Source organism: Apibacter adventoris (genome assembly GCF_002964975.1).
Taxonomy (GTDB): Bacteria; Bacteroidota; Bacteroidia; order Flavobacteriales; family Weeksellaceae; genus Apibacter; species Apibacter adventoris.
Map to the genome: position 1 here is coordinate 272,396 of NZ_PSZM01000001.1, position 22,224 is coordinate 294,619.

Consider the following 22,224-nt stretch of genomic DNA (forward strand, 5'->3'; position numbering starts at 1 on the left):
TTGAAAAATAAAATCCTTGAAATAAATTTCAAGGATTTTTTACAAACTAATAAAAATAAAACCAATTTATGTGAATACACAGAAATGAAAAAATGATTTTTAGTATTATTTTCATAACACCTATCATTTATCTTTGACAAAGATATACCATTATTTAGAATAATTATAAATAATAATACATGATATTAATCATGTTTTTGCTGCGTTTATTAATTTCTTTAATTTAGATTTATTTTTTTCTTATAATTCCCGGTCCATTTTCTAAATCTTTATCATCAGGTATTGCCTTTTCATAATCTAAATCTGAAGAATCATCTTCCATATCTTGAGTTGAAAAGTCTTGAGTTGAGATATTTTCGTTATTTCTCTCTTTATTTAGGGTATTAGAATTTTCATTCTTTTTTTCTTTTTCATTAAAAAATTTAAGTAAATCAGCCGCTTTTTTCCCTTCCGGTTTATCTTCAAAAAGAATAGAAACACGTTCCAAACCATCCATAAAATCCTTTTTGTTATTTAACCTTGCATCACAAAATACCGATAAAAGAGTGAATTTTGGAATTATCTCATCCGTTGGATATTTTTCTAATGCCTGAGAAGCCATACTCTTTACTTCTTTATAGTTTCTCTCTTCATATTTTTTATATGCAAGTTCATAAAATATTACTGCATCGGAAGATCTCGATTTAAAAACATCAACACTAGGATTTAAAATACTCTCAGCATATTTAGAATCAGGATATTTTAACAACACCAAATCTGCATATTTTTTTGCTGTTTCTGGATTTTTATCCTTATTAAATTTATATAAATTATACATTGCTGCCATAGTAACCGACTGATCATAAGGAGGTGTTGATAATAAATGTTCTAAAGTTGAAGTTGCAGATTTAAGATCATAAAATTTGTCTTGATAAATAATTCCTAATGATAACTCTGCTGTATCTCTTTGTATTTTTATGGTATCTATTACAGCTTGATTATTGGGAATTTGTTCAATATAATAGTTCACATCAAATCTTCTTGGATTTTTATTTTCTCCAATCGCTAATAAATCATTTTTCACATCATTGGTTCCGGATATTCCACTACCCCTTCTCCAATTATCTACTAAGGTTCTATTTCCCCATAATCTTATAAAATCTGATTGCCCTTTATTTTTTATATTATTATTATAAAAATACCATTTCCCTCCATTATTTTTTTCTGGTGATTGTGTAAAATCCGAATTATCAATAAGAGTTTCGGTAACAAATAAAGTGTTATTTTCACTTTTTGAAATCTTTTCTAACTCAGCCTTTTTTTTGTTTTCTTCTGTTTTTATTTTATCTATATATTTTTGAAAATATTCATTTCTCTGTTCTGTATTCATTTTTACTATAGACAAAATACTATCATTTTTTTTAACTAAATAATATTTTTTTATTAATTCATGTAAAGATTTATTTTTGGTCAATAATTTATTTTTCATTCCTACATCTGTAAATTTTGCCACAGCACTATCATAATACGCCCCCGCATTGATATAATCAGGCTTAGAAAAATAAATATCTCCTATAGCTTGATAAGCTAATGCTCTTGTTTGAGGGTCACTTTCATTTTCTTTTATAGATTGCTTGAGATAAGTAAAAGCTTCTTTTTCTTTTTTTGTATTTAATGAAACCAAAGCCATTGCGTAGTATAATTCATTTTTCCTGGATTGATACAAACCCTTATTAAATAGTTTTTTTAAAAATCGTATTTTATTGAAATAAGCTATGGAATCTCCTGTAAAAAGTCGGGCTAAAGCTATCTGCGATTTAATTTCCAATTCAGCAGATGGTTTTTTATCATATGCTTTTTGATAATATTCAATTGCTTTATCTTTTGAATTTAATTTTTCAAATAATTGCCCTTGGATAAAGCAATATCTCCCTCTATTATTTTTTCCCTTATTATATTTTTTTGCATCATTTAATGCTTCTATAGCTTCCTCATATTTTTTTTCATCAATTAGAAATTGTGAAAAGGATCTACTATATAGTTTTCTATCTTTTTTAGATAATTTGATTTTTGCTAACTCTTCATATATTTCACCGGCCTGAAAGGAATTGCCTGCCTGTGCCTGAGCTAGGGCTATATAAATTTTAGCTTCATTAACCCTTCTATTTTTCACTAAGGTAGCATTCATATAATTAAGATAATTCAATGCCTCAAAAGGATCATTTTTATAATAATATGCTTTTCCCAATAATAAATAGACATCACTTAGCATAGAATTATATTCTTTCCCTTTTATTAACATAGAATGACTTTCTACGGCTTTTTTTCCTTTTTGAATCACTCTGTTTAATCCTTCTGCTTTTGACTGATTATCTTTACCTCCTCCTAAAGCTCCACTTAATGCACCTTTTATTGAATTTACCGCACCTTGCTCATCTAAATTACTTAAATTACTTAATACATTTTTCGTTGTACTTCTAAATTTATTACCCGGTATATCTAAAATTTCCTCCATATAAAATTCATCAGTTTTATCAAAAGGATCTATAGGTTCTACCTTTAAAAGAGTAGCATAATTATCTATATAACTTTGTTCTTTATCTTTTAAATTTTTTTTCAATGTTTCTTGTCCATTAAAAGCAGTATTGTACCAGGAAGTTAACCGATGATATGTACGATGGGTAATTCCGTTTTTTTTAGTAGAACAGGCTAAAAACAGAGTTACTATAAGTAGAGTATAACTAATTTTTTTCATTTAGAATTTAAAATTATAACAAAACTAATTAAAAAACGAAAATATATTATATTTGTTGTTTCAAAATAGTGGATAATTCTCTTTTAACGTTCTACTATCATTCCATTCTGGAATACTTTTAATTATTTAAATAAATTGGATTTGTAAATGAGTTATTAATGCAAAAATTTGTAGTATCGAATAAATATATAAAAGATAAAAACCTTATTTCAGAAATCATAAAAAATTTTGATGATTATACACATATATTAGGAAATCCTGAAAGGAATATTATTAAAAAAATACCTTTTCATGAAAATTTTATAGCTGTTAAATCTTTTAAAAAGCCTCATTTAATAAATAAAATTGTTTATAAATATTTTAGAAAATCTAAAGCAAAACGTTCTTTTGAACATGGTGAAAAATTATTACAATTAGGAATTTTAAATCCTGAACCAATAGCCTATATAGAAAATTCTGACTGTATTGGAATTACTTCCAGCTATTATATTTCTCAGTATACTCCTTATGATTTTACTATAAGAGAAGTTTATGAACAAGCTGATGCTGAATCTTGCATAAAGGCTTATGCTCAGTTTTCATATCAAGTACATGAAAAAGGAATATATATAAAGGATAATACACCCGGAAATACATTGGTAATAAGAAAAGGAAATTGTTATGAAATGTATTTAGTCGATTTAAACCGAATGAAATTTCATAAAAACTTATCCTTTGATATAAAAATGAAAAGTTTATCAAACAACATTAAGGAACAACCTTATTTAGATATATTTATAAATGAATACTCAAAAGTATCCGGATATAAATTAAAAGAAGTACAAGAAAAAATATACCATTATCAAAAAGAATTTAATAGGAAAATCAGGTCAAAAGCAAAATTTAAAAAATTTTTGAAAACTATATTTTCCCGCAATTAACTACTTAAAGGAAGGAAAATCTTTTTTCAATTTTTTCTCATGTTTTTGAAGGAAATCAAAAGCAATTTTATCTCCTTTATCAAATATTTCTTTTACATGTTTAAGATCAAACATACCATATTTAGATGGAATATCAGACTCTATAAGATAATCACAAAGCTTTTTGTCCTGTAGCATATTAGCATTTGACATATAATGGAAAGATCGCTCTGCAATATATGAAAGTGTATTCTTATATTTTATAGATGTGGTTGGACAAACATTAACACCTATTATTATTTCACAAAATTCCCGTATCACTGAAACAGGAAATTTTTTTAGAAGTCCACCGTCAACATAATAGTTTTTATCAATCTCTACAGGCTGAAATATAATCGGTACAGAACATGATGCAATAATACATGGAATTAAAGGTCCCGAATTAAAAACTTTTATCTTTCCATTTTCAATATTGGTTGTAACAATATTAAGGGGTATTTTTAAATCTTCAAAAGTTCTAGCTTTTAAATTTTTTTCAAGAAATGTTTTAAAAGGTGCACTTTTAAATACACCTCCTTTAGGAATAGAAAACTGAGCAAATTCTGTAAATGATTTTTCTTTAAATAAAGTAAGCATCTGATTAGGTTCATTTCCATCAGCAAAAAGAGCTCCTGCAAAAGCACCTGCACTTGTTCCTGCAATTACATCCGGAATAATTCCTCTATCAATCAGAGCCTGCAACACACCTAAATGAGCAAATCCTTTAGATCCTCCCCCACTTAGAACTATTCCTAATTTATATTTTTTCATATCAGAATTCATAAAAATTATCTTATTAAAAATTAAGATTTTATTTATACTAAATATCTAAATACAATTTATAAAAATGCTTTTATTATTATATTCAAAAAATTATTTTTTATTATAACAAAATTTTGATCAAATTTCTTCTAAATTGTATTTTATAATATGTTGTTGATATACTTCCAACGTACGCGCTGAAAAATATATATAATCATTTACTTCATAATCTTTTTTGTAAAAATACCAAAGAAGGCAATCTTTTTTCCAATAAATCTGTAATCCATTATAATGGATTACTTCTTCCCATTCTGTATGAGAAAAAATTTCTAGATCTTCGTTAGTAATATTTGCCATTCCACAATATTCATATCCACTCTGTGCGCATTGGTAATAAAGAATAAGTTTTATAAAATCGTCTAACTTAAGTTTTTCTTCATACACTTCATCATCTCCAGTTAACTGAAATACAGAGGGATTTTCTTCACCAACAGCAAATCCCCAATAACATAATTCCTGATTTTCTTCTAAAAATATAATTTTTCCATCAACACATTCCAACTGGCTAGGTAAAGCAAAACGATGAAAAGATTCCATCAGCATATAATTTTTACCCGCAAGTAAATAGAGTTCTTTTAGGATTTCAGGTAAGGTATATCCTAATCTAAGTTCCGTCATTTCCAACTCGGATAGCTTAATTCCTGCTGCTTTTCCTGTAGGGCTACCGGTCAGTTTTTTTATAATAGATCTTAATTCTGTCATTGTTAAGTAAAATTAGACATCTAATAAAAGACTATAAGTTAATTAAATCATAACTTTGTTAATTATTAAATTAAAAAACAAATATAAGAATGAAACTTCTATTACTAAGTAATTCTACAAATGTAGGGGAAGATTATTTAGGTTATTCAAAAAAATCAGTTAAAGAATTTTTAGATGGTGATACCTCAAATATCATATTTATACCTTATGCTGCCGTAACATTTTCTTATGATGAATATGAAGAAAAAGTAAATACGGCTTGGAAAAAAATAGGATTACAGGTAAAGGGAATACATCACTACAACAATCCGGTTGATTCTATTAATAAAGCAAGTGTAATCGTCATAGGCGGAGGAAATACTTGGAAATTAACTAAATTATTAAATGAATATCAATTGATGGATTGTATTAAAGAAAAAGTGAAATCTGGGACTCCTTACATTGGTTGGAGTGCCGGTTCAAATGTTGCTTGTCCTACTTTAAAAACAACTAATGATATGCCTATATTGTATCCTAATGGTTTTAATACGTTGAATTTGATTCCTTTTCAAATTAACCCTCATTATTTAGATGATAACCCTACAGGACATGGTGGAGAAACACGTGAACAAAGAATTGAAGAATTTATAAAAGAAAATCACCAAATATTTGTTGTTGGTTTGAGAGAGGGTTCAATATTAAAATATGAAAATAATAAGTTACAACTTTTAGGAAATAAATTTGCAAGGATTTTTAAGTATGGTGAAAAACCAAAAGAATTATGTTCCTCAGACAGTTTTGATTTTTTATTTGTTAAATGAAATATATAAATATTAAAAACTGTTTTTTGAAATTTATAAAAATACTATTTCCCTCTACACGTAATGAGGGAATTATCTTTTTAATGCTTTTAATTTTATATATTCCTTTAGGTATATATTTTTCATTCTTTAGTACCATTATTTATAATGAAAAAATACCTTGGGATATTTATTTCAGTTTTGATAACAGATCAATTATCCTCTCAGGTGGAATGATTGAAAAACATCCTTTTTCTTATTATTTCATTATGCCCATTTTCAATTTAGCAAATTGGTTTTACCATATAAATAATAATTTGGGCTTTTTTAATGTAATTTTTACTGTTTTTTGCGCTGTAAACGTATCATTAGGTATTGTATTTGTATATAAGTACCTTACAAATATTATAAACCTAAAAACAAAAACAACATATTTAATTATAATTTTTTACACCTTTTTTTCTACAAATATTTTATTATCTTTCACTCCGGAGACCTACACTTTTTCAATATTTTTACTATCATTTTACACTTATATCTCAGCACTATTTATAAATAGGCAAAAAAAAATCCCGCTTATTTTTAATACAATCATGGGCATTTTTATAGGAGGAGAAACTATTACAAACCTTCCGAAAACCTATATCCCTCTATTCTTTGAAAATAAAAAATTTAATCTTAAAGAATTTTTAACAGCTGCATTAAAAACTCTTTTTTCTATTGTGATTTTTGTATTATTATATCTATGGAGAAGAGATTGGGATTATATGAAAATTTTATCAAAATCCGCAACGCAATATGAAAAGTTTTCCAATCCTAAAGGTGAAACCTGGTGGAATATGATTACTTCTTATTTCTTTGGTGGAAATATGCTTTTTCCCTCTTTTATTGAAAAAAATCTTAGGTTTTTTAAAATTCAATACAAAGCTTTATATTATCATATATATGATCAACCTTTACAATATATATTCTGCCTATCTATTTTTTTATTTATGATAGGCTCTTTGATTGCAAATAGGAAAAACAAACTTCTTTATATTCTTGGATTTTCTTTTTTAATTGATATCATCATTCATGGTTTTATGAAGTTTGGTTTATGGGTCTCTTTTATTTATGGTGGACATTGGGTATTTGTAGTTCCTCTATTACTTGGTTGGTTATTTTATGCTCTGAGAAATAACAAAAAAATTTACAAAATGTTATTTATATTTTTAGGATTGTTAACTTTATATTTAATTATAAACAATTTATTTAGATTATCAGAATTTATAAATTTTGTAAATAAATATTATAAAATCTAAAATCTATCTCTAAAATAGTATTTTTGTATTCTCTTAATATTCATAAAAAAAATGTCATTATATCCATTATTGTTTGAACCAACTTTCCATTATAGAATATGGGGAGGAAATAAATTAAAATATTTCGGAAAAAATATTACAGAAAGTAAAATAGGTGAAAGTTGGGAAATTTCAACAGTCCCAGGATATATTAGCCTAGTAGCTAACGGAAAATACAAAGGAACAAATTTACAGGATTTAGTTTTTAAATATAAAGAAGAATTATTGGGCACTCAAGTTTATCAAAAATATGGAGATCAATTTCCACTTTTGATTAAATTTTTAGATGCAGATCAACCGCTTTCTGTTCAAGTACATCCTAATGATGATTATGCCCAAAAACATCATAATTCTTTTGGGAAAACTGAAATGTGGTATATTTTAGATGCCGAAAAAGATGCTGAAATTATTATAGGGTTTGAAAAAGGGATAAACAAAGAATTATATGCAAAAAGTATAAAAAACGGAAACGTAGAAAATATTCTTAGAAAAATACATCCTGAAAAAGATGATGTTTTTTATATACCTTCAGGAAGGGTTCATGCAATGGGAAAAGGAATTACATTGGCTGAGATTCAACAAACCTCAGATATTACTTATCGAATATATGATTACAACCGAATAGATATAAATGGAGAGCCTCGCAAATTACATACCCAACAAGCCATGGATGTAGCCGATTTTTCTTATATTGAAAATCCGAATGTGATTTATAACAAAAAAGAAGAAAATACTTTATTGGTAAATTCCCCTTATTTTACAACAACCCGTTATAATATTTCTGCAAAAAATCAAAAATTAGAAGATTTACCTCAATCTTTTAGAATTTTAATATGTTTGGAAGGAGAGTGTAATATTTTAAGTAATACATCAATAGTACAAATATATAAGGGTCAGAGTTTATTAATTCCTGCTATTTTAAAAAATATTGAAATTATCTCACATACTCATACAAAATTATTAGAAGTTCATATCGAATAAATTATGAAATACCTTCGTGTTCCTTTAGTATTAGTATGGAAACTATGGTTTATAATAGTTGCCATATTTTGTACTTTATCTGTAGGTACTATAATCTATATTTTATCTTACCAGAAAAATAATCGTTTAACTTATTTTTTTATGCGGTTATGGGCCTATATACTTTTTTACGGGAGCGGATTTACTTATTCCTTACAATATTCAGAAAAATTAGATCCTAAAGAAAACTATATATTGATTTCAAATCATACTTCTGCTATGGATGTTGCCCTGATGTATATCTTACACCCTAATCATCCGATAGTTTTTGTTGGAAAAAAAGAATTAGAAAAATATCCTATTTTTGGAAGAATTTACAAAAAAGTTTCCATAATAGTTGACAGGTCCGATAAAAAAAGTCGGGAAGCAGTATTTCCTTTAGTAAAAAAAACACTAAAAGAAGATAAAAATGTAGTTCTTTTTCCTGAAGGAGGAGTTCCTAATCGTAATATTATTCTTGGTAAATTTAAAGATGGACCCTTTGTTACTGCAACCTATTGCAACAAACCTATTGTTGTATACGTTTTTCATAATTTAAAAAATATGTTTCCCTTTGTTAATATCTTAGGATATCCCGGAAAAGTGAGAACAGAACGACTAGCCATATTACATCCTAAAGATTTTGACAATAAAGACTTATTGAAGCAAAAAGCCTATGAAATAATCTATAACAAGATTAAAAGTGATCCTATAAATCACCCTCAAATTAAATAATATTTCATTAAAAGATTTAGATGCTTGATAGTTTAGTTGAATATGGGTATTGGGGATTATTTTTAGCCTCTTTTTTAGCTGCTACTTTTTTGCCTGTTAGTTCTGAAGCTGTTTTGGTTGGTATGTTAGCTTTAGGCGGAAATCTTTGGCTCTGTATTGGATTAGCTACTTTGGGTAATTTTTTAGGAGGAATGACCAATTATTTTTTAGGTAAATTAGGAAAACTGGAATGGATTGAAAAATATCTTAAAATCAAACCGGAAAAAATAAATAAAATATATCATTGGCTGGATGGTAAAGGGGCTGCTATGGCTTTTTTTTCTTTTTTGCCAATCATTGGAGATGTTATTCCTATAGCTTTAGGTTACATGAGAGCTAATATCTATATCGTAAGTATTTCTATGTTTTTAGGAAAAATGATAAGGTATATATTAATTACCTGTGGCATTGTATGGATAATAAAATAAAACACTATAAACTGTAACTTATGCCTATACCTGCATATCCAGGAAGCTTATGATATATTTCTTTTTGTAATATATTATCATCTGTGGAAGTTTCTACAATTTCAGAACCTGAAATATTAAGAATATCATATCCTTCAATCCAAAATTTCCAAGGAGTATGTTCTTTTCTATATATTACTTTAAGTCCTAAATTATATTTATCCCTAGAAATTGAACCACTTTTATAAAACTCATAGCTATTTTTTAAACTAAATTTTAAACTTTCTCCAAAATTAAAATATAAATTAACAAAGGGTATAATTTGTGAATTTTTTAAAGATATATCTTGATTTTTGTAATCTGTATTTAGGTAAGAAAATTTTGACCCAAAATCATAATTGACTATAGATTTTTTATTATAAGTCTGAAAACTCACATCTCCATTAACCCTATTTGTATTCATAGGTATTTCTTGAAAATTTGTAAAAGTACTTGACTTTATAAAATTGTAGTTAACATTTATCTTCAATTTATATTTTATGAATTTCAATTTTTTTTCAAAATTGATAAATGTATTCCATATATCTTGGTTGGATGAACTAATGTAATTTAAAATTGTATACTGAGAGTTTACAGAACTATTTGTTATCGGAAAATTTGCTTTTCGGGAGTAATTTACATTTGCAGATAAAAAATTACCATCGAATAAGTTTAAAAATAAATATTCTAATCCTATTGTATTATTAATTATTTCCTTTCTTTCCTTAATAAAACTTTCTTTATATATGCTGGAGTAATTTAATAAAATTTCATAAGAATTAAGTTTATCGGCACTTATATAATCCACTTCTCTTTTATAAAACAATGCTAGTGTATGAGTTTGTTTAAACTCTAATTTTATTTTAGCCTGCGGTAAAAAAAATAATGAATTTGAACTATGTGTATTTAATTTTAAATTATAATTTCTTAACTCAAAATCTAGCAAAAACTGTAAAAAATTTTTATTTTTTAAAATCGCCGGCTTAATGAAACTATAATCGGTATGAAAGCTGATATGATTTCTAATATTATTTTCAATTATCGAATTTTTAAAGAAATTTTGCTTCCATAAGTAGCCCATACTATTTCTTACAACTATTTCCCCGATATTTTGGCTGTATTTACCTATCACTCCCCATTCTCTATCTTTTTTTGTACTATTTTGTACTAAATTATTGATATTAAAATCATATAAAGAATGTGAAGATAAAAGAAAAAAATCTCCTTTTGAAGATTTACTTTCCTGATATATATTAAATGTTATCAGTTTATTTTTAGCTATTTTAGATAAATAGCTAATCTGTTGGCCAAATTTCATATTTCTATTTTTCATATTTTCATTAAATAGAATTTTTTCATATGATTCTTGGCTTATTTCCCTATCTGTATGATCTTTTGTCGGTTCTATAGAAACAGAATAATTTAAAGAATTATTTTTATTGATTTCAAAATCTATTTTTACATGAGTTTGATTAAAAAGAAAGTTCCCTTTTGAATGATTGTTATCTATGCTATGGAAATTACTATTTAAAAAAGTTCTTTCTGATAAAATTTTTTCTCTCTGCCAAGTATTATTTAATAATGTAAATCCCGTAATTTTAATTTTCTCAGAAGGTAAATATGATAAATTTATACTTCCCATCTGGTTCTCTTTTTTTATTACATTATTATCTGACAATAAAAAATTAGGCAAAAAATTATCCATTTCTTTAAAAGAGGAAAGTTCACTGTTCATTAAATCATTTCTTACGTCTGAATTTAATTTTAAATAATCATCAATAGTAAAAGATACCTGTCCTGTATTATTGGCATTCCCAATAAAACTTACACTTAGATTATTAGTAAATTTAAATAGATTTAATTGAGCATTATACTTATTTTCATACGCAGATAATAAAGAAGCCTCTCCGGTTATTTTATTTTTATATTCTTTTTTTATACCTACATTTAGAGCTGTTTGATTTCCTCCTTCTATATTTTTTGCTATTTGAGAACTTTTATAATTATTTAGAATTTCTACTGATTTAATCATCTGAGCATTTAAATTCTCTGTAGCTATTTTATGATTATTTCCAAAAAAGTCTTTTCCATCTACCAATAGCTTATCAACTTGTTTACCGTTAACTTTTATATTCCCGTTTTCAACTTCAATACCGGGTAGTTTATTTAGAATATCTTTCAATTTCTCTTCATGCCCGTTAGTAAATGAATTTAGATTATAAGAAATTGTATCTTCTTTTGCAGTGATTGCTTTTGAAATAATAACTACTTCTTCTATCTCTTTTTCTTTAGATTCTAAAATTATATCTTTAGTAGTATAAGATTCATTAACTTGTAAAGTTTCAGATATCTTTGAATATTTTACATGACTTATTTCTAAAATATAATTCCCTTGGTTATTTACTTTAATTGAATAATTCCCTTGACTATCTGAGATAGAAAAACTTATGACTTTTTTTGTATCTGTATTTATAAGTTGTATTGTGGCAAATGAAATCGGTTTAGCATCATTATTAGTTATTTTTCCTCTAATTATAAAATTTTCTTGCGCAAAAAGAAAACAACTTAAAAAGAAAAATAAATTTGATACTATATATTTATAAAGCATTCTTTCATAGTAGCATTAGTAATTATCATTGAATATTCCATTTTCTAATTCTTGTAATTTTTCTTTTTCCATATTTTGAAAATCCAATTTTTTTATTACTTTACCTTTTGTAGGTTTAGAAATGGAATAATTAGTTTTATAATTAATGGAAGTTAATTTATAGGTTAAATTTTTATATTGTAATTCTACAATAAGTCCCGGAAGCCCCCAATAATCCATTGGTCCATCGGGAATTGCTATGTCAGGAGAATACCAAGCTTCAACTGTAGTATCATCAGAAGAAGTTATTGCTTTTTTACATAAATAAGGACCTATTTTTTTTTCTTCGTCTATAAGAACCCAATCAATTGGAAGTAATTTATCTGTAATTAAAAAATCCTTGCCGAAAAAATCAGCTTGTTTCACATATAAATTTTCTTTTTGGTCTTTGTAAGTTTGATCTGTAGCACCTACTTCTATAATTTTATTCTCACTATTATCATGTTGGTTGGTTTTTTCTTTTAAAAATAAAGATATTCCGTCTTTATAATACAAATCATATATAAATTCTTGTGCAAGAAAAGCATCCATACTTTTTATTATTTCAGAATCTGTGGTTTGTTCTTTATAATCATTAACATTAGCAAAAGCTTGGTATGTAATTTTAACAGTTTGAGACAGCAAACCTGCATATGTAAAAAACAAAAATATATAAACAATTTTTTTCATATATAAATAATTTTAAACCAAATATTAAAAACCCAATGTTAAAAATTAAAAACATTGGGTCACTACTATAAATTAATTTTAAAAACAAAGAAATTTATGATATAAAACTCCTTTATACCAATAAGTGCACCAATAAAAACATCTATATGTTTTTTCAGCTTCAACAGACATTTTTTTAGTTGTTGTAATTACATTGCTAGAAGGTTCAGAAACTAATGGTGTAGTTTCTGCTTTTGCAGAAGTTGAGGAAGCTAAACCTGCAACAACGAATGCTGCGAAAAATAATAACTTTTTCATATGATTTAATTTATAAAAAACCTACTTTCAGAAATTTTATAGCCGCTGTTTCGGTTTTCCGGCTTAAATAACATAAACTATACTAATATTCGCGACTACCAATATAATATTTACATTATTTTTATTACAAATATAAAAATAATATATTGACAACATGATGTTTAACTAATATTACACCATCAATATTAATATATAATAAAATTATTTTTATGTTGAAATAAATAAACTTAATTCAAAATATTTACAGTTATTATTTAATTATATTTACATGGAAAAAGTATAAATCTTTTCATTAATTCATTTACAATTAAAAAAGGTCTTTATTGAAAATTCTATAAAGACCTTTTTTTTAAAGTTATAATTAATTAATATCCTATTGCTACACCATCTCCTCTGGGATCTGAAGCTCCTTGACGAACTTTAGTATTAGGATCTATCAATATTGCTCCTGCATGTCCCATAACATCCGTATAGTTATCGACCACATTAATCAAATGTCCTTTTCTTTTTAATTCCTGAACTATCCCCTCTGTTATTCTTCCTTCAATTTTTAAATCATTAGATGAAGCCCCCCACGTTCTTCCATACAACCATCTAGGAGCATTTATAGCTTCTTGAGGAGACATACCAAAATCTACTATTCGAGTTACGATAGCCGCTTGTGTCTGAGGCTGACCTTCTCCACCCATCGTACCATACACCAAATAAGGTTTCCCCTCTTTCATAAGCATCGCGGGATTCAGGGTATGAAATGTTCGTTTTTTAGGTTCTAAATGATTTACATGACTCGGATCAAGTGAAAAAAAACAGCCTCTATTTTGTAATAAAATACCGGTATCTCCTGCGACAATTCCAGATCCGAAATCATGATAAATACTTTGTATTAAAGATACAGCATTCCCGTCTTCATCCACTACTCCTAGCCATACAGTATCTCCTTTCGGATCTAAAGGTCTTACAATTTCAGCAGCTTTATCCATTTTAATCTTAGAGGCCTGATTTATTCCATGTGACGGAGATAATAACCGATCTAAAGGAATTGAAACAAATTCAGGATCTGACAAATACGCATCTCGATCTGCAAATGCTTGTTTAGTAGCTTCAACTAAAAGGTGATAGTAATCTGCACTCCCTTCACCTAGACTTTTTACATCAAAGTTATTTAATATATTTAATATTTCTAAGGAAGCAAATCCCTGAGTATTAGGAGGAAAGTTATACGCTTTGTATTGTCTATAATTTACAGAAATAGGATTCACCCAATCAGCTTTATGATTTTCAAAATCAGATATAGTTAAAATACCTCCGTTGGTCTGCAAGTCTTTCACAATACTTTTTGCTATACTGCCTTTATAAAAAACATCGGCACCATTATTCGCAATTAGTGATATAGATTTTGCCAGCTGAGGTTGTTTTAAAATCTCCCCTGCCATATATGGATCTCCATTTGGCTTAAGATACGTATTTTTAAATTTTGTAAATCTTTGTAAATTACGAAATTCATTATCTAAAGGATTCACATTTACTTTACTCCAATATGCCAGTGAATGACTTACTACAAAGCCATTTTCAGCATAATTTATTGATCTTTTAAATAAATCTTTCCAAGGCAGGCTATGAGCCATACTTTTATTAGCATAACGATAGGCTTCATCCCATCCTGATACTACTCCCGGAACAGTATTTGCAGCAAGGTATCCTCGTGATGGGATTTTTTTCAATCCTTTTTTAGCATAAAAACCGATTGTAGCTTTTTCTCCAGAGCGACCACTGGCATTTAATGCTTTTAATTCTCCTGTTTTAGAATTATAAATTAACCAGAAGTTATCTCCCCCCAAAGTTGTCATCTGAGGATAAACTACTGCAAGCACCGAACTTATTGCAATAGCTGCATCTACTGCATTCCCACCATTTTGTAGAACTTCCAAACCCGCTTGAGAGGCTAAATAGTTAGGTGAAGTTACTATTCCATGTGTAACCATCGGATTATCGCAACGGGAAGGGGTATCACAATATTTCCCTTTCTCAGTAACTTGTTGTCCAAATAATATAATAGTACTTAAATAGAAAGTACTCGTAATCAATTTCTTTGATAAAACTGTAAATGATCTCATAACTGATGTGTTTTTTGTAATAATATGAAGTTAAATTATAATAATTATATAATTCACACTTTTTTATAATATTCATTAATTTTAACTAAATAATAAAAGTAAAATATTTTTTATATTAAAAAAAATATTTTACTTATTTTACAATAAATTACCCCATTTAATTAAAAGGAACTGCATTAAAATACACAAATAAACGACTAGACACCTTTTAATAAATAACGTTTATTTAACAAATATTAAAAAAATATATACTTAATTTAAATTAAATAATTCACAATAATTAATCAAAAATATTATATATTTTTTACAAGATTAATTCTCATTATTAATTATATAAAAAGTATACATTTTCTTAAAAAACATAATTAAAAAGGATTGTAAAATAAAGTTTACAATCCTTTTTATTCTTATATGTTTAATTTTTAATATACATCTTCTAGTAAAATGCATATTACTTTTATTTTAGTATTTATTCTGTAGTAAAATAAGTATTAATAATAAAACTAATTATCAAATGCCATATTTATATACAAATTATATATATAAAAACATATTTTATTAAAAAATAATTTATTCTTTTTACTTATTTATCTCTTCTAATAAAAAATAAAAAGAATACTCTAAAGCTATCTCTTTTAAGGACTCAAAACGTCCACTTGCTCCACCATGTCCAGCATGCATTTGAGTTTCTAATAAAAGAAGATGATTATCTGTTTTCATGTCTCTAAGTTTAGCTACCCACTTAGCCGGTTCCCAATATTGTACCTGCGAATCATGAAGTCCTGTAGTAACCAATATATTTGGATATTCTTTTTTCTCAACATTATCATATGGAGAATAAGATTTTATATATTCATAATATTCTTTATCTTTAGGATTTCCCCATTCATCATATTCTCCTGTAGTTAGAGGTATAGTATCATCTAACATTGTAGTAACCACATCTACAAAGGGAACATCTGCTACTACACCTTTAAAAATTTCCGGAGCATAATTTATTCCTGCTCCTATTAATAAACCTCCAGCACTTCCTCCATTAGCATAAAGATGATCAGAAGAAGTATAATTTTCATCTATTAAATATTTTGCACAATCAATAAAATCAAAAAATGTATTTTTTTTATTAAGCATTTTCCCATTTTCATACCAAAGCCTGCCTAAATCTTCTCCTCCTCTAACGTGTGCTATTACGTAAATAAATCCTCGATCCAATAAAGATAGTCTTACAGAACTAAATGTAGGATCCATAGAATATCCATATGAACCATATGCGTAAAGTAATAATGGAGTATCCTTAGAAGGTTGGGTATCTTTTTTCATTACTAATGACATAGGTATTTTTACCCCATCTCTTCCTGTAGCCCATAATCTTTTTGTAATGTAGTTTTCTTTGTTAAAACTTCCTAAAACTGTCTGTTGTTTTAATAAAGTTTTTTCTTTTGTTCGCATATTAAAATCTATATCGCTCCATGGTGTAGTCATTGAAGAGTAACGATATCTTAATATTTCTGTATCAAAATCTCTATTTACAGAAGTTCCTACAGTATATACTTCTTCAGCAAACGGTAGCTCATATTCAATGGTATGATCCCAACTTTTAATTTTAATATGGGTTAGTCCATTCTCTCTCTCTTCTGTTACAAGATAATTTTTAAAAAGTTCAAAATCTTCTAACAATATGTTCTCATTATGGGGTATTACTTCTATCCAATTATCTTTCCCTGTCTTATCAATGGGAGTTTTCATAAGTTTAAAGTTAGTAGCTCCATCTTTGTTTGTTAATATGTAAAAAGAATCTTGAAAATGATCCCATGAATACTCTAACCCTCTTGCTCTTTTTTGAAAAATCTTCCATTGAGCATCCGGTTCATTTGCTGGAATATATCTATATTCATCTGATACGGTACTACCAGAAGCAATTACAATATATTCCTGTGATTTAGTTTTAGTAACATAAGCATTAAAAGTTTCATCTTTTTCTTCAAATATTAAGATATCTTGTTTTTGTTGGGTTCCCAGTACATGTTTGAAAATTTTTGAAGATCGTAAAGTTTGTGAATCTTGCACGGTATAAAAAAGAGTCTTATTATCCTTTGCCCAAACTATATTCCCTGTTGTATTTTCTAATTTATCTGAAAGTATATTTCCTGTTATTAAATTTTTTACTTGAATGGTATAAATTCTACGACTAACCGTATCTACGGAAAAACAAGCCATTGTATTATCCGGGCTCACAGCAATCCCCCCCATCTGATAAAATTTGTACCCACTAGCCATAACATTAACATCAAACATCACCTCTTCATCTGCCTCTAATGATTCTTTTTTACGAAGATATACAGGATACTCCCCTCCTTCCACATATTTAGTAATATACCAATAATGATTATATTTATATGGTACTGTTTCGTCATCTTCTTTTATCCTACTCTTCATTTCATCAAATAAGTCTTTTTGTAATTTTTCAGTAGACTTCATTTGTTCTTTCGTATAGGCATTTTCTTCTTCTAAATATTTTATAACTTCGGGATCTTCTCTATCATTTAACCAATAATAATAATCAATTCTTGTATCATTATGAATAGTTAATTCTTTAGGAATTTTTTTTGCTTTTGGAATCTGCATTTTTTATTTCTTGTTTGTTATGAGCTTCAAAATTAAGTGTAATTAAAAATAAAGACAATATAAATGATTTTTTTCTTATAGCCATTTTAATCTTAACTAATGTGAAATATATATTTTTTCTCATTATTATCATAAAAAACTATATATTCATTTATTTCATTATTTTCTATGAATTTAATATTTTTACTTTATTAAATTACAATATTATGATTTTAACTACCACAAACTCTATTGAAGGTTATACCATAAAAGAATATAAAGGAATTGTGACCGGAGAAACTATTATAGGAGCTAATTTTATTAAAGATTTGAAAGCTAGTATTACTGATTTTTTTGGTGGACGATCTACTTCTTATGAAAAAGTTTTAATTAAAGCTAAAAATACGGCTTTGAAGGAATTGGAAGAAAGAGCTATTCAAATTGGAGCTAATGCTATAATCGGTATCGATATCGATTATGAAGCATTGGGTGCCGGAGGAAGTATGCTAATGGTCTCTTTAAGTGGAACAGCTGTAATTATCTAGTTTTCCCAAAAACTATAAAATGAGTTTTATATAAAGGATCATATCTAATAAAAAAATAATTTTTTGCTAGATTTAGAAAATGAAATATTTTTTCTATGAATTTGGATATCATCCATTTATTCCTTATTTCATATAATTAAGACCATGAAAAAAGATTTTTTATTATCTAAGGTTTCATTTATAATAATAACCTAATCTTATCACAAGATATTTATATGAAATATTTTTGAAATTCCTGTCAAAGCAATTTGCATACCAATACAAAAAGTAAAAAATGCTAACAATTTATTAATTATTTGGTTACCTGTAGTTCCTATTTTACTCACAATTTTTGTAGCATTTGAAAGAAAAAAATATACAAGGGCACATAGAATTAAAATTACAAGGGCTATTATAATATAATTAATTAAACCCAAAGTAACATTATCATTAGCTAATGAATTAGCGGCCAAGGTAAATATGATTGATATACTTCCAGACCCCATAATTATAGGAAAAGTAATCGGGTAAAAAACATCTTTCTGGATATTATTGTAGTTTAAATTATCAATAGTTTTTTGCTTGTTTTCTCTTATTTGTGATCTTCCGGCATCTGATAACCAGCCTAAAGCCGTTTTACAAATCATAAGCCCTCCTCCTAACTGAATTACGGGTATTGATAGACCAAAAAGCAATAGTACAGCTCTTCCTATAATTAAACTCCCTATTCCGATGCAAATGCAATATATGGTAATTTGTTTAACTATATGTTTACGTTGTATATCATTTAATCCTTCCAAAAAATTGTTAACAATAAAAGCATTCCCAATTGGATTTACTACTGGAAATAATGCTATGAAAGCCGCTGAAAATACTTGAATAATATCTTGCAACATTTAATTAAATACTTATTTTTCAATTTGCGAATTTCGTATTTTTTTGCTTTTAAACAACTTTTTTTTTATTAATAATTTAATAAAAATCAAATTTATTTAAACAAATTAAAAACCCCATATTAAAAATGGGGATTAAACTATATCAGTTCATTAAATATTTTTAGTTTTTATGCATCCAATTCTCCAGCAATCACATTTAAACTTCCTAATGTAATAATCGCATCTGATAACATATGTCCTTTTATCAACTCTTCAAATGCTTGGTAATATATAAAACAAGGCCTTCTGAAGTGCAACCTATAGGGACTTCTTCCTCCATCGCTCACTAAATAAAAACCTAGTTCTCCATTTGCTCCCTCAACGGAATTATATACTTCTCCGGTTGGAATTTTAGTTTCTCCCATTATAATTTTAAAATGATAAATTAATGCTTCCATCTTTGTATATACATCCGGTTTATCGGGTAAGTAAAAATCAGGAACTTCGGCATGATAATTTCCTTCAGGTAAATTTTCATAAGCATTTTTTATGATTTTTATACTTTCCCTCATTTCTTGTAGTCTTACCATAAAACGATCATAAGCATCTCCAGAAGTACCAATGGGTATAATAAAATCAAAATCTTCATAAGAGCTGTATGGAGTCATTACTCGCACATCATAATCTACACCGGCAGCTCGTAAGTTTGGACCTGTAAATCCATAATTGAGTGCCTTTTCAGCAGATATCCCTCCTACATCTACTGTACGATCTAAAAATATTCTATTTCTTTCTAATAGTCTGGCAAATTCCTCTAATCTAGCTGGAAATCCTGAAATAAATTCTTTAATTAATTCATGGAATTTAGGGCTAAAATCCCTTTCAAACCCACCAATTCTTCCGATATTAGTCGTCATCCTTGCTCCACAAACCTGCTCATATAAATCGTATATTCTCTCTCTATCTTGAAATACATATGTAAAACCTGTTAATGCTCCTGTATCTACTCCCATAACAGAATCGCATACTAAGTGATCTGCTATTCTAGCCAACTCCATAATGATTATTCGCATATAATCAACTTTCTTGGGAACTTTTATTCCTAAAAGTTTTTCTACAGTTAAATGCCATCCTATGTTATTTATAGGTGAAGAACAATAGTTTAAGCGATCCGTTAATGTTGTTATCTGTGTATAGGTTCTCCTTTCTGATATTTTTTCAAATGCCCTGTGAATATATCCTACTGTAGAATTTGAGGATACAATGATATCCCCATCCATTAAAAGCTGGTTTTCGAATATCCCATGTGTAGATGGATGAGTAGGTCCTAAGTTAATATGTTGTAACTCACCGTCTATCTGCTCCTTTACTATATAAGGGTTTAAAGCATTTGAAAGATTTATTAAATCATTATTATCTGAATTTCCTTGAGACATTTTTAATTTTATTAATATATTCAAATTTAACGTCCAAACATTGCATCATCTTTGTCTGTACGAGTTGTATCCTCTAGGTGATACTGCTTCAATAGGGGATGATATTTCATAGTTTCGTCATTTAATATCCTAACCAAGTTAGGATGTCCTTTGAATCGGATTCCGTAGAAATCGAAGGTCTCCCTTTCTTGCCAATTGGCTGACTTATATATAGAGGTTAATGAGTCGATTTCCGGGTTATTATCTGAAAAAAAAGTTTTTAGCCTTATTCTAAAATTGTTGGAAAAGCTGTGTAAATGATATATAACTCCTAATTCAGCTTGTGTATGGTATGGATAATGTATACCGCAAATATCTGTTAAAAAATCAATTTTAATCTCATGCTGTTTAATAAATTTCACCAAAGATAACAGAATTTCCTTTTTAAATTCTATAGTTAATATACCATCTGGTTCATATATTCTTAAAATTTCTCCTTCAAATTTATTTTTTAACAGTTGAGATACATATTCATTATCAATTGTTGTTTGTTCCATTTATGATATATTATATGATTCTAACATCTCTTTATATTCCTGAGAATCTCTTCTTCTTAAACTTTCTTTTCTAACCATATCCTGAATCTGCATAAACCCTTCTATAATCTGCTCCGGTCTAGGAGGGCATCCAGGAACATATACATCCACAGGAATAATCTTATCTATGCCCTGTAATACTGAATAAGTATCAAAAATACCTCCACTAGAAGCACAAGCACCTACGGCCATCACCCATTTAGGTTCTGCCATTTGGGAATATATTTGTTTTAAAACCGGTGCTAATTTCTTAGAAATAGTTCCACAAACCATTAACAAATCTGCCTGTCTGGGCGAAAACCTCATGTTTTCGGCGCCAAAACGTGCTAAATCGTAATTAGCGGCCTGCATTGCCATAAATTCTATACCACAACATGAAGTAGCAAATGGTAATGGCCATAAAGAATAAGATCTGGCCATACCTATTATTTTATCTAAAGGTCCGGCATAAAAACCCGGACCGTTAAATCCTTCCGGAGGATCAACTATTGTAACTTTTTTAGACATTTTCTTTTTTAATTAAAACCACTAAATTTTATTTGCTTTTTCCCAATCTAAGGCTCCTTTTTTAACTACATATATAAAGCCAATCAAAAATATAGATATAAAGGTTACTACTTCAAAAAAACCTTCTATGCCAAATTCCTTTATATTTAATGCATAAGGGTAAAAAAAGACTATCTCAATATCAAATAAAACAAATAAAATTGCTGTAAGGAAGTACTTTATGGAAAAAGGAGAACGTGCATCTCCTTCATAGGCTACCCCACATTCAAATGTATCATCTTTCACTTTTCCATGTACTCTAGATCCTAACATTGCCGAGCCAATTAATGCTATTATACTAAAACCCAAAGCAACTGCAACTTGTATTAAAACAGGCACATAATCTACAGGTAAACTCATTTTTTCTATTTTTATAGTATATAATTCAAGCTAGTGCAAATTT

The 22,224-nt window shown here is 27.6% G+C and carries 20 protein-coding genes; 7 read left to right on the forward strand and 13 right to left on the reverse strand.

The window, feature by feature from the left end:
* Positions 1-229: 229 nt before the first annotated feature.
* On the reverse strand, positions 230-2,734 hold the full coding sequence (porW, locus tag C4S77_RS01315) for a type IX secretion system periplasmic lipoprotein PorW/SprE (protein WP_105245484.1): 2,505 nt from the start codon (positions 2,732-2,734) through the stop codon (positions 230-232).
* A 158-nt stretch (positions 2,735-2,892) separates the two neighbouring features.
* On the opposite strand from porW, the gene C4S77_RS01320 reads away from it, so the two are divergent.
* Entirely contained in the window at positions 2,893-3,654 is a 762-nt protein-coding gene (locus C4S77_RS01320; RefSeq protein WP_105245486.1) for a Kdo domain containing protein, read from the forward strand.
* Here the strand turns inward: C4S77_RS01320 and C4S77_RS01325 are convergent, their stop codons facing one another.
* Both C4S77_RS01325 and C4S77_RS01330 read right to left on the reverse strand, forming a co-directional pair.
* Entirely contained in the window at positions 3,655-4,455 is an 801-nt protein-coding gene (locus C4S77_RS01325) for a patatin-like phospholipase family protein (RefSeq protein WP_105245487.1), read from the reverse strand.
* 117 nt (positions 4,456-4,572) lie between these two features.
* On the reverse strand, positions 4,573-5,196 hold the full coding sequence (locus C4S77_RS01330) for a hypothetical protein (RefSeq protein WP_105245489.1): 624 nt from the start codon (positions 5,194-5,196) through the stop codon (positions 4,573-4,575).
* Between the two features lie 89 nt (positions 5,197-5,285).
* Between C4S77_RS01330 and pepE the strand changes: the two genes are divergently transcribed.
* From pepE to C4S77_RS01355, 5 genes are all read left to right on the forward strand, one after another.
* Positions 5,286-5,996 (forward strand): dipeptidase PepE, encoded by a 711-nt coding sequence (gene pepE / locus C4S77_RS01335; protein WP_105245491.1) that lies wholly within the window; start codon positions 5,286-5,288, stop codon positions 5,994-5,996.
* Positions 5,997-6,079: 83 nt separating this feature from the next.
* Positions 6,080-7,276 (forward strand): DUF6080 domain-containing protein, encoded by a 1,197-nt coding sequence (locus C4S77_RS13110; RefSeq protein ID WP_260209321.1) that lies wholly within the window; start codon positions 6,080-6,082, stop codon positions 7,274-7,276.
* 51 nt (positions 7,277-7,327) lie between these two features.
* Positions 7,328-8,296 carry a type I phosphomannose isomerase catalytic subunit gene (locus tag C4S77_RS01345; RefSeq protein ID WP_105245495.1) on the forward strand — a complete coding sequence of 323 codons (969 nt, stop codon included), beginning with the start codon at positions 7,328-7,330 and terminating at the stop codon, positions 8,294-8,296.
* Between the two features lie 3 nt (positions 8,297-8,299).
* Positions 8,300-9,049 carry a lysophospholipid acyltransferase family protein gene (locus tag C4S77_RS01350; protein WP_260209286.1) on the forward strand — a complete coding sequence of 250 codons (750 nt, stop codon included), beginning with the start codon at positions 8,300-8,302 and terminating at the stop codon, positions 9,047-9,049.
* Between the two features lie 20 nt (positions 9,050-9,069).
* Complete coding sequence (locus tag C4S77_RS01355; protein ID WP_105245497.1) at positions 9,070-9,516, forward strand: YqaA family protein; 447 nt, start codon at positions 9,070-9,072, stop codon at positions 9,514-9,516.
* A 4-nt stretch (positions 9,517-9,520) separates the two neighbouring features.
* Here the strand turns inward: C4S77_RS01355 and C4S77_RS01360 are convergent, their stop codons facing one another.
* From C4S77_RS01360 to C4S77_RS01380, 5 genes are all read right to left on the reverse strand, one after another.
* Complete coding sequence (locus C4S77_RS01360; protein ID WP_105245499.1) at positions 9,521-12,142, reverse strand: carboxypeptidase-like regulatory domain-containing protein; 2,622 nt, start codon at positions 12,140-12,142, stop codon at positions 9,521-9,523.
* A gap of 15 nt (positions 12,143-12,157) precedes the next feature.
* Entirely contained in the window at positions 12,158-12,850 is a 693-nt protein-coding gene (locus C4S77_RS01365; protein WP_105245501.1) for a GLPGLI family protein, read from the reverse strand.
* Positions 12,851-12,928: 78 nt separating this feature from the next.
* On the reverse strand, positions 12,929-13,147 hold the full coding sequence (locus C4S77_RS01370; RefSeq protein ID WP_105245503.1) for a hypothetical protein: 219 nt from the start codon (positions 13,145-13,147) through the stop codon (positions 12,929-12,931).
* Between the two features lie 365 nt (positions 13,148-13,512).
* A complete protein-coding gene (gene ggt, locus C4S77_RS01375; RefSeq protein WP_105245505.1) occupies positions 13,513-15,261 on the reverse strand; it encodes a gamma-glutamyltransferase in 1,749 nt (582 codons plus the stop codon).
* A gap of 579 nt (positions 15,262-15,840) precedes the next feature.
* Positions 15,841-17,886 (reverse strand): S9 family peptidase, encoded by a 2,046-nt coding sequence (locus C4S77_RS01380; RefSeq protein ID WP_105245507.1) that lies wholly within the window; start codon positions 17,884-17,886, stop codon positions 15,841-15,843.
* Positions 17,887-18,092: 206 nt separating this feature from the next.
* Between C4S77_RS01380 and C4S77_RS01385 the strand changes: the two genes are divergently transcribed.
* Positions 18,093-18,410 carry a heavy metal-binding domain-containing protein gene (locus tag C4S77_RS01385; RefSeq protein WP_105245509.1) on the forward strand — a complete coding sequence of 106 codons (318 nt, stop codon included), beginning with the start codon at positions 18,093-18,095 and terminating at the stop codon, positions 18,408-18,410.
* A 200-nt stretch (positions 18,411-18,610) separates the two neighbouring features.
* Here the strand turns inward: C4S77_RS01385 and C4S77_RS01390 are convergent, their stop codons facing one another.
* The 5 genes from C4S77_RS01390 to C4S77_RS01410 all read right to left on the reverse strand — a co-directional run bounded on the left by C4S77_RS01390 (position 18,611) and on the right by C4S77_RS01410 (position 22,181).
* Positions 18,611-19,285 (reverse strand): MarC family protein, encoded by a 675-nt coding sequence (locus tag C4S77_RS01390; RefSeq protein WP_105194387.1) that lies wholly within the window; start codon positions 19,283-19,285, stop codon positions 18,611-18,613.
* Between the two features lie 167 nt (positions 19,286-19,452).
* Positions 19,453-20,700, reverse strand: coding sequence for an NADH-quinone oxidoreductase subunit D (locus C4S77_RS01395; protein WP_105245511.1), 1,248 nt, complete (start codon positions 20,698-20,700; stop codon positions 19,453-19,455).
* A 26-nt stretch (positions 20,701-20,726) separates the two neighbouring features.
* Positions 20,727-21,236, reverse strand: coding sequence for an NADH-quinone oxidoreductase subunit C (locus C4S77_RS01400; RefSeq protein WP_260209291.1), 510 nt, complete (start codon positions 21,234-21,236; stop codon positions 20,727-20,729).
* Positions 21,237-21,782, reverse strand: a complete 546-nt coding sequence (locus C4S77_RS01405) for an NADH-quinone oxidoreductase subunit B (RefSeq protein ID WP_105245512.1) — start codon at positions 21,780-21,782, stop codon at positions 21,237-21,239.
* Between the two features lie 21 nt (positions 21,783-21,803).
* Positions 21,804-22,181, reverse strand: a complete 378-nt coding sequence (locus C4S77_RS01410) for an NADH-quinone oxidoreductase subunit A (protein WP_105194390.1) — start codon at positions 22,179-22,181, stop codon at positions 21,804-21,806.
* Positions 22,182-22,224: the final 43 nt, after the last annotated feature.

Excerpts from the sequence above, each read along its gene's own strand:
- porW (WP_105245484.1), bottom strand. The coding sequence starts at position 2,734 with ATGAAAAAAATTAGTTATACTCTACTTATAGTAACTCTGTTTTTAGCC.
- C4S77_RS01320 (WP_105245486.1), top strand. The coding sequence starts at position 2,893 with ATGCAAAAATTTGTAGTATCGAATAAATATATAAAAGATAAAAACCTT.
- C4S77_RS01325 (WP_105245487.1), bottom strand. The coding sequence starts at position 4,455 with ATGAATTCTGATATGAAAAAATATAAATTAGGAATAGTTCTAAGTGGG.
- C4S77_RS01330 (WP_105245489.1), bottom strand. The coding sequence starts at position 5,196 with ATGACAGAATTAAGATCTATTATAAAAAAACTGACCGGTAGCCCTACA.
- pepE (WP_105245491.1), top strand. The coding sequence starts at position 5,286 with ATGAAACTTCTATTACTAAGTAATTCTACAAATGTAGGGGAAGATTAT.
- C4S77_RS13110 (WP_260209321.1), top strand. The coding sequence starts at position 6,080 with ATGCTTTTAATTTTATATATTCCTTTAGGTATATATTTTTCATTCTTT.
- C4S77_RS01345 (WP_105245495.1), top strand. The coding sequence starts at position 7,328 with ATGTCATTATATCCATTATTGTTTGAACCAACTTTCCATTATAGAATA.
- C4S77_RS01350 (WP_260209286.1), top strand. The coding sequence starts at position 8,300 with ATGAAATACCTTCGTGTTCCTTTAGTATTAGTATGGAAACTATGGTTT.
- C4S77_RS01355 (WP_105245497.1), top strand. The coding sequence starts at position 9,070 with ATGCTTGATAGTTTAGTTGAATATGGGTATTGGGGATTATTTTTAGCC.
- C4S77_RS01360 (WP_105245499.1), bottom strand. The coding sequence starts at position 12,142 with ATGCTTTATAAATATATAGTATCAAATTTATTTTTCTTTTTAAGTTGT.
- C4S77_RS01365 (WP_105245501.1), bottom strand. The coding sequence starts at position 12,850 with ATGAAAAAAATTGTTTATATATTTTTGTTTTTTACATATGCAGGTTTG.
- C4S77_RS01370 (WP_105245503.1), bottom strand. The coding sequence starts at position 13,147 with ATGAAAAAGTTATTATTTTTCGCAGCATTCGTTGTTGCAGGTTTAGCT.
- ggt (WP_105245505.1), bottom strand. The coding sequence starts at position 15,261 with ATGAGATCATTTACAGTTTTATCAAAGAAATTGATTACGAGTACTTTC.
- C4S77_RS01380 (WP_105245507.1), bottom strand. The coding sequence starts at position 17,886 with ATGCAGATTCCAAAAGCAAAAAAAATTCCTAAAGAATTAACTATTCAT.
- C4S77_RS01385 (WP_105245509.1), top strand. The coding sequence starts at position 18,093 with ATGATTTTAACTACCACAAACTCTATTGAAGGTTATACCATAAAAGAA.
- C4S77_RS01390 (WP_105194387.1), bottom strand. The coding sequence starts at position 19,285 with ATGTTGCAAGATATTATTCAAGTATTTTCAGCGGCTTTCATAGCATTA.
- C4S77_RS01395 (WP_105245511.1), bottom strand. The coding sequence starts at position 20,700 with ATGTCTCAAGGAAATTCAGATAATAATGATTTAATAAATCTTTCAAAT.
- C4S77_RS01400 (WP_260209291.1), bottom strand. The coding sequence starts at position 21,236 with ATGGAACAAACAACAATTGATAATGAATATGTATCTCAACTGTTAAAA.
- C4S77_RS01405 (WP_105245512.1), bottom strand. The coding sequence starts at position 21,782 with ATGTCTAAAAAAGTTACAATAGTTGATCCTCCGGAAGGATTTAACGGT.
- C4S77_RS01410 (WP_105194390.1), bottom strand. The coding sequence starts at position 22,181 with ATGAGTTTACCTGTAGATTATGTGCCTGTTTTAATACAAGTTGCAGTT.